The sequence below is a fragment of the Frankia sp. AiPs1 genome, assembly GCF_023716945.1.
Lineage (GTDB): Bacteria > Actinomycetota > Actinomycetes > Frankiales > Frankiaceae > Frankia.
Genome location: NZ_JAMQQF010000255.1, coordinates 1 through 8,143, shown reverse-complemented (window position 1 = coordinate 8,143; position 8,143 = coordinate 1). Strand labels below are relative to the sequence as shown.

5 protein-coding genes are annotated in these 8,143 nt (G+C 70.5%); 2 read left to right on the top strand and 3 right to left on the bottom strand.

The annotated features are described in order from the left end of the window. Positions 1 to 2,412, bottom strand: a 2,412-nt coding sequence (locus ND748_RS19720; protein ID WP_251747481.1) for a glycoside hydrolase family 65 protein, incomplete at its 3' end; no start/stop codon positions are given. Continuing rightward, the gene (locus ND748_RS19715; protein WP_251747480.1) at positions 2,409 to 3,197 is read right to left on the bottom strand and encodes a beta-phosphoglucomutase family hydrolase; all 789 of its coding nucleotides are present in this window, start codon (positions 3,195 to 3,197) and stop codon (positions 2,409 to 2,411) included. The genes ND748_RS19720 and ND748_RS19715, both read right to left, overlap by 4 nt. 194 nt (positions 3,198 to 3,391) lie before the next feature. Here ND748_RS19715 and dcd point away from each other — a divergent pair, with 194 nt between their 5' ends. Continuing rightward, positions 3,392 to 3,991 (top strand): dCTP deaminase, encoded by a 600-nt coding sequence (dcd, locus tag ND748_RS19710; RefSeq protein ID WP_251747482.1) that lies wholly within the window; start codon positions 3,392 to 3,394, stop codon positions 3,989 to 3,991. A 170-nt stretch (positions 3,992 to 4,161) separates the two neighbouring features. On the opposite strand, the gene ND748_RS19705 is transcribed toward dcd, so the two are convergent. Next, complete coding sequence (locus ND748_RS19705; protein ID WP_251747479.1) at positions 4,162 to 6,372, bottom strand: (Fe-S)-binding protein; 2,211 nt, start codon at positions 6,370 to 6,372, stop codon at positions 4,162 to 4,164. Between the two features lie 663 nt (positions 6,373 to 7,035). Between ND748_RS19705 and ND748_RS19700 the strand changes: the two genes are divergently transcribed. Then, on the top strand, positions 7,036 to 8,143 hold a 1,108-nt coding region (locus ND748_RS19700), incomplete at its 3' end, for a nuclease-related domain-containing protein (protein ID WP_251747478.1).

Sequence of the window (8,143 nt, the reverse complement as noted above, 5' to 3'; positions counted from 1 at the left end):
GGGGGGGGGGGGGGGGGGGGGGGGGGGGGGGGGGGGGGGGGGGGGCGGGGGGGCGGGGGGGGGGGGGGGGGGGTTGGGGGGGGGCTCGCGGCCGGGCGGCTGCCGGGGACGTTCCAGCACCGGGGCCGGCGGCACGTCCAGGCTCACCGGCTCGCCGGGCTGGACCCGCACCGTCTGGCCGTGGTGGAGCAGGGTGATCGCCGGACCCTCGGAGACGGTGTAGGTGGCCGTCGCGTCGGACACCTCCACCCGCAGGTGCCGCCCGCGCACGCACAGGCCGAAGGCGAGCCTGGTCAGGCCCTCGGGCAGGCGGGGGGAGAAGGCGATGACCTCGCCACTGTCGCGCAGGCCGCCGAAGCCCTCCACCAGCGCGATCCAGCTTCCCGCGAGCGAGGCCATGTGCAGGCCGTCGCCGGTGTTGTGCTCGATGTCGCGCAGGTCCATCAGCGCGGCCTCGCGCAGGTAGTCGTGGGCGAGGGAGAGGTGGCCGCACTCGGCCGCCATCACCGCCTGACAGCAGGCCGACAGCGACGAGTCCCGGACGGTCAGCGCCTCGTAGTAGGCGAAGTTGCGGATCTTCTCGTCCATGGTGAACGCGTCACCGCAGCGCTGCATCGCGAGCACGAGGTCGGCCTGCTTGACGACCTGCTTGCGGTAGAGGTCGAAGTAGGGGAAGTGCAGCAGCAGCGGGTACTGATCGGACGTGGTGTGCTCGAAGTCCCACACCTGGTGCTCGGTGAATCCCTCGGACTGCGGGTGGACCCCGAGATGGGGGTCGTAGGGAATGAACATGTCCTCGGCCGCGTCCCGCCAGGAGGCGGTCACCTCGGCGTCCACGCCGAGCTCGGCAGCGCGGTCGGGATGCCGGCGGGCGGCGTCCGCGGCGGCGATGAGGTTCCGCTGGGCCATCAGGTTCGTGTAGACGTTGTTGTCGGCGATCGCCGAGTACTCGTCCGGGCCGGTGACGCCGTCGATGCGGAACCGGCCGTCGAGGTCGTGGTGGCCCAGCGAGCGCCACAGGCGCGCCGTCTCGACCAGGATCTCCAGGCCGACCTCGCGTTCGAACCGCTCGTCCTCGGTGACGTTGACGTAGCGGGCGACCGCGTCGGCGATGTCGGCGTTGACGTGGAACGCCGCCGTCCCCGCCGGCCAGTACCCGGAGCACTCCTCGCCGTGGATGGTGCGCCACGGGAACACGGCGCCGGCGAGGCCCAGCAGTTCGGCCCGTTCCTGGGCCAGCGGCAGGGTCGCGTGCCGCCACCGCAGCGCGTCGCCCGCGGCGTCGGGAGCGGTGTAGGTCAGCACCGGCAGCACGTAGGTCTCGGAGTCCCAGAAGGCGTGCCCGTCGTAGCCGGGACCGGTCAGGCCCTTCGCCGGGATGGCGCGGCGCTCCGCCCGGGCGGCCGACTGCAGGACATGGAACAGCGCGAACCGGACGGCCTGCTGGACCTCCGGGTCGCCGTCGACCTCGACGTCGGCGCGCTGCCAGAACGCGTCGAGGTACTCCTTCTGCTCGCGCACCAGGCCGCCCCAGCCGGTCTGGCGGGCGGCGACGAGCGCGGCCACGGCCTGGTCGCGCAGCGCCGGCAGGGACCGCTGCTCGGACCAGCCGTACGCGAGCCACTTGACCATTCGCAGCTTCTGGCCGGGCAGCAGCACGACCGTCGCGGTGACCCGACCCGCGTCGGGTTCGCTTTCCGACGAGATGCCCAGGGAGTCCGGGCCCTCGAAGTAGTGGTCCATGGCGGCGGCGACCCGGATCTCGCTGTTCCGGGTGATGTGCACGGTCTCGACCTTGGTCCCGTCGGCGCGGTGCCGCTCGGAGATCAGCGGCGTCTCCAACACGGCGGCGGCCCGCGGGTCGCCGTGCCGGGTCGGGAGCTGCTCGTTGGCGACCAGTTCCGACTGGATGACGACCCGGGCCGGTTCGCCGACCGCCTCGACCTCGTAGTAGAAGGCGGCGATGGACCGCTGGGAGAACGACACCAGCCGCTCGGAATGCACCCGGATCGTCTGGCCGGCCGGCGAGACCCATTCCACGTCGCGGGTGAGCACGCCCTCCCGGAAATCGATCATCCGCTGATGCGACAGTAGTTCGCCGTACCGGATGTCGAACGGCTCGTCATCCACCAGCAATCGGATGATCTTGCCGTCGGTGACGTTGATGACCGTCTGCCCGGACTCGGGATATCCGTACCCGGCCTCCGCGTACGGCAGGGGACGCAGTTCGTGCACGGAGTTCAGGTAGGAGCCGGGCAGGCCGTGAGGATCACCCTCGTCGAGGTTTCCGCGCAGCCCGATGTGGCCGTTGGACAACGCGAACAACGATTCGGACCGGCCCAGATCGTAGAGGTCGACGCCGGATTCCCGGATCGCCCATGGCTCGATCAGGTAGGACGCCTTGTCGATCATGCCGGGCCACGCCCGGGGGCGGACGGCGCGGACGGCGCGGACGGCGCGAGCAGATCGGCCAGGTCCTCGACGACGACGTCGGCGCCGTGCTTGCGCAACTGCTCGGCGTGCCCCTGCCCGACCCGGTCGACGCCGACCACGTAGCCGAAGCCGCCGGCCCGACCGGCCTCGACGCCGGCGAGGGCGTCCTCGAACACCACCGCCCGCTCCGGCGGCACGCCGAGCAGCCGACCACCGGCGAGGAACGTGTCCGGCGCCGGCTTGCCGGCCAGGTGGTCTCGAGCCGCGACCAGGCCGTCGACGACCGCGTCGACGAAGGCGTCGAGGCGGGTCGACCGCAGCACCTCCACGCAGTTGGCGCTGGAGGAGACCACCGCCCGGGGCAGCCCACGCCTCGACAGCTCCTCCAGATAGGTCCGCGAGCCCGGGTAGACCTCGACTCCCTCGGTCCTGATCCGCTCCAGGAGCAGGATGTTCTTGCGGTTGGCCAGGGCGTTCACGGTCAGCGCGGACGGCGGGTCGTCCGCGGTCCCCGCGGGCAGGCGGATGTGGCGGGCGGCGAGGAAGGCGCGTACCCCGTCGACCCGGGGCCGGCCGTCGACGTACTCGGCGTAGTCCCCACCGATGTCGAACGGGACGAATGGTTCACCGGACCGGCTGGCCCAGTTCTCCAGAAAGTCGTCGAACATCTCCTTCCACGCGGCCGCGTGCACCGTCGCGGTGTTGGTGAGCACCCCGTCGAGATCGAACAGGCACGCCTGGATGTGATCGGGTAGCCCGAACATGCTTCTCCCGCCTGTGTTCGCATTCCCCGCCTCTGCGCCGGGGAGGCCCCGTTCCGACCGGGCGTTCCCCGAGCGGACACGCCTCTACCTACCCCTGTCACGCTACGTCTCACTCCACCGGCCGGACCCCGGCCGGTGGTCGACCGGGTGGCCGGGCGGTGAAGATCGACCGCGGATGCTCTAACGTCCACGGCGTGCTGCTGTCCGACCGGGACATCCGGACCGAGATCACCGCGGGCCGGGTCCGCCTCGACCCCCACGACCCCGCCCTGATCCAGCCATCCAGCATCGATCTGCGGCTGGACCGCTGGTTCCGGGTCTTCGCCAACCATCGGTACAGCCACATCGACCCGTCGGTCGAGCAGGAGGATCTCACCGAACTCATCGCGCCCAACGGCGACGAGCCGTTCGTGCTGCATCCGGGCGAGTTCGTGCTCGGCTCGACGCTGGAGGTCGTCACCCTGCCGGACGATCTGGCGGGCCGGCTGGAGGGAAAGTCGAGCCTGGGCCGGCTCGGGCTGCTCACGCACTCGACGGCCGGCTTCATCGATCCCGGCTTCTCCGGGCACGTCACGCTGGAACTGTCGAACGTCGCGACGCTGCCGATCAAGCTCTGGCCGGGCATGAAGATCGGCCAGTTGTGCCTGTTCCGGCTGACCTCGCCGGCCGAGCACTCCTACGGCTCGGCCGTCTACGGCTCCCGCTACCAGGGCCAGCGCGGTCCGACGCCGTCCCGCGCCTTCCGCGACTTCACCCGCGCGCCCGTCCCGAACGGCGAGCTCCCGCCCACCTGACCCACCCGGCCCGGCCCCCCGCCTGCCCGCACGCCTCGGCCGGCCTACCTTGCCCTTCGGGGGGGTTCTGTGTCCGGATTGTCCCCCCCGAACGGCAAGACAGTCCAACGGCAAGCGACCCGGGGCCCTCGCGGGTGGCGAGGGCCCCGGGTCGCGGGGTTGGCCGTCGGTCAGCCGACGGGCTCGACCGGGGTCGTCGCCGGGGCTGCCGGAGCCGCCGGGACCAGCGAACGGGCCAGGAGCTGGGAGACGTCGAGCACCTCGACGCTCTCCTTCGCCTCACCCGCGAGCTTCTTCTCCGTGACGGCGTCGGTCAGCATCACGATGCAGAACGGGCACGCGGTGGACACGACGTCCGGGTCGAGGCCGAGAGCCTCCTCCATCCGGTCGACGTTGACCCGCTTGCCGATCTTCTCCTCCATCCACATCCGCGCGCCGCCGGCGCCGCAGCAGAACCCGCGCTCCTTGCAGCGGTGCATCTCCTGACCGCGGATACCGGGGATGGCCTCGAGGATCTCCCGCGGCGGGGTGTAGACCTTGTTGTGCCGGCCGAGGAAGCACGGGTCGTGGTAAGTAACCGACGAGTCGATCGGGGTGATCGGCACCAGCTTGCGCTCCTCGACGAGCTTGCCGAGCAGCTGGGTGTGGTGGACGACCTCGTACTCGCCGCCGAGCGAGGAGTACTCCCGGGCGAGGCTGTTGAAGCAGTGCGGGCAGGTCGCGACGATCTTCTTGACGCCCGTTTCGTTCAACAGCTCGATGTTCGCCTTGGCCATCTCCTGGTAGAGGTACTCGTTGCCGAGCCGGCGGGCCGGGTCACCGGTGCAGGACTCGTTGGTGCCGAGGATCGCGAACTCGACGCCCGCGGTGTGCAGCAGCTCGGCGAAGGACCGCGCGACCTTCTTGGCCCGGTCCTCGATGGCACCGGCACAGCCGACCCAGTACAGGTACTCGACGTCGTCGGGGATCTGCTCGCCGTCGCCGATGATCCGCACCTCGAAGGGCAGGCCCTCGGTCCACTCGGTGCGGGTCCGCGGCGACACGCCCCAGGGGTTGCCGTTGTTCTCCAGGTTGCGCAGCATGACGCCGGCCTCGGACGGGAACGCCGACTCGATCATCACCTGGTAGCGGCGCATGTCGACGATGTGGTCGACGTGCTCGATGTCCACCGGGCACTGCTCGACGCAGGCACCGCAGTTCGTGCACGACCACAGCACGTCGGGGTCGATGACCCCGCCCTCCTCGGCGGTCCCGACGAGCGGCCGGTCCACCTGCGGCTGCCCGGGCTCGGGCACCCGGCCGAAGCCGGACTCGGGCACGCCGTGGTGGGCGTGGGCGTCCTCTTCGACCCCGGTCACCGCCTTCGGCGCCTCCTCGCCCTCGGCCCCACCCTTCGCCGACAGCAGGTAGGGAGCCTTGGCGAACAGGTGGTCCCGCAGGTCCATGATCAGCAGCTTCGGCGACAGCGGCTTGCCGGTGTTCCAGGCGGGGCACTGGCTCTGGCAACGCCCGCACTCGGTGCAGGTGGCGAAGTCGAGCATCGCCTTCCAGGTGAAGTCCTCGACCTTGCCGACGCCGACGAGCGGCTCGTCCTCCTCCATCAGCTTCTCGATGTCGGGGGTGCTGCCGAGCGGGCCGAGGGCCACCGGCTCACGCTTGAGCACGACGTTGATCGGGGCCAGCCCGATGTGCAGGTGCTTGGAGTACACCACCAGCACGGAGAAGCCCATGATGACCGCGATGTTGAGCAGCAGGAAGGCCGTCTCGATGTCCTCGTTCACATCGTGCGAGAGGCCCGAGAAGATCCGGCTGACGACGTAGGAGGCGAAGGCCCACTTGGTCTGGCCCTGGGGCAGGTTCCCGGTGTTGTACTGGGCGCCGCGGTAGATCAGCAGGGTCACGACGACGGCCGTGATCAGGCTGAGGATGACCCAGGCCGGCCCGGTGTGCGAACCGTAGAAGCGGGACTTGCGCTCCAGTCGGGCGGGCGCGTTCTTGATCCGGATGATCGTGAACGCAGCCAGCCCGGCGAGCACCGCTACGGAGAAGAAGTCCTCCAGAAATCCGATGGCCGCCCAGTGGCCGAACCACGGAATGTGAAAGTCGTCGTCGAAAAGACCGCCATAGGCCTCGATGACGGTCAGCAGCAGGATGGTGAAACCCCAGAAAGTGAACAGGTGCGCGATGCCCGGCACCGACCACTTCAACAGCTTCCGCTGACCGCCGACCTCGCTGATCTCGGTCCAGATGCGCTTCGGCAGGTCGTCCAGCCGGCCATGCACCGGCTGTCCCGACCTGATCAGCCGGAACAGCCAGAACACCCGGCGTCCGGCTACCGCGAGAGCGATCAGCGTGATCGCTCCACCGATCGCAATTCTCACAGCATCCTCCATCTGGCACCCACCATCGCGGGTGAGCCTACTCGTACCGGCCAGTAACAATTGGGACGAGTGATCCGCACCACCCGTTCGGCGAGCCCCGTCCCATCCACCGGCCAAGGTCGTTTTCGCGATCCGGATGCGGATGGCGTTGACCTGTTCAGCCGGCGGCGAGCCCGCCTACCACCCGACCCTGCCACGACGTGGTCCGAGCGGCCCGATATAGGGGGTCCGAAGGCCCGATCACCCGCGCCGGGTGCTCTGGACTGCTACTTTCAGTGGCAGATGCCCAACCGACGCGCAACTCCTCGCACCGCCGCGACTACCGCGCCGTCACGCATCCGCGCACCCGCGCAGGCGTCGGCGGGCGGCCGGCGGCGGGCGCGGCGCCAGCACCGTCCCGCCCCGTTCGACCACGTCCCGCCCACGTCCGCGCCGCGATGGCAGCACCCGAGTCGATGATGTCAACCCTTGCGCTGCAGGGATCTTCGACGCACGATGGGGACGGCCTTTCGCCCACGGTGACCGGGCGATCGTGTGTCCCGCGGGCATGCATCTCCTGGGCATGCGTGGGCTCGGTGCCAGCGCTGTCGCGACGACGCCCGGCGTTCCCGGCGGACGGGCCGCTACCAACGTTGACGACCCCTGCGAACCATGGTGGGCACGATGGCAACGATCACCCGGCCGACGATGACCCGAGTCGGCCGTCCCGGGCAGTCCCTGCAGACGGAGTACCAGCGGGCCCGGGAGAACCAGGCTCTGGTCCGGCGGGACCGGCTGACGCGGCAGGTCCCCCGCATCGCGGCGCGGGCGGCGGTGGTCGGCTTCGTCCTCGCCCTGGTCATCGCCTTCGGGGTCGGCCAGCCCGGCATCGCGATCGCGGTGTTCTTCCTGGTCTTCCTGGCCTGGCCGGCCGGCATCATCATCGCCGCGTACGGCACCGCACCGGACATCGAGTCGCTGCGGGAGGGCGCCGAGGCCGAGCGCAGAACCGCCCGGGCCATCGCCCGGCTGCGCCGGCAGGGCTACATCATCCTGCACGACCGGGCCGTGCCGTACTCCGAGGCGACCATCGGCCACCTCGTGATCGGTCCCGGTGGGGTGATGGTGATCGGCAGTGACAACAGCAAGGGGACAGTGCGCTACACCAAGGGCGGGGCGATCTGCGACGGCGAGTCGCTCAAGCCGGTGATCGACCGAGCCTCCTGGCTGGGCGGCGAGGTCCGCAGCCAGGTACGGGCCGCGCTGCCGATGCTCAAGATTCCGGTCACCCCGATCCTGGTGATGGTCGAGGCCAACGTGCTGTGGAGCGACGGCGCCCTCGACGGTGTGACGATCATCAGTATCAAGGACGTCCCCACCTTCATCCGGAAGAAGCCCGGCCGCCTCAACCCGGGTGAGGTACGGCAGATCATCGCCGCGTCGGAGCGGCTGTTCCCGGCCTTCTCGGCCAACCGGCTGGCCGACCAGGTCACCGTCGACCGCGACCAGTGGCTGACGCTGATGGACGCGCTGCGCACCATCCGCGAGCGTGACGGTGACGCCAGCGACATGCTCGAACGGCTCGCCCAGATCGAGGCCGATCTGGGCCGGCAGGCCGACCTCAGCGAGCGAACCGGGATGCCGCTGGCCGTCCCGGGCCGCGAGGCGCCCGCCGAGGACACGGACCTCGACGAGGACGACCCGACCGACGCCGCCGGTGGTCCGGTCACCTCGATCGGCCTGGCCGCTGCGGGCGGCGGGGGCGCCCGGCCGCGTACGGGCGGCGCCCGTC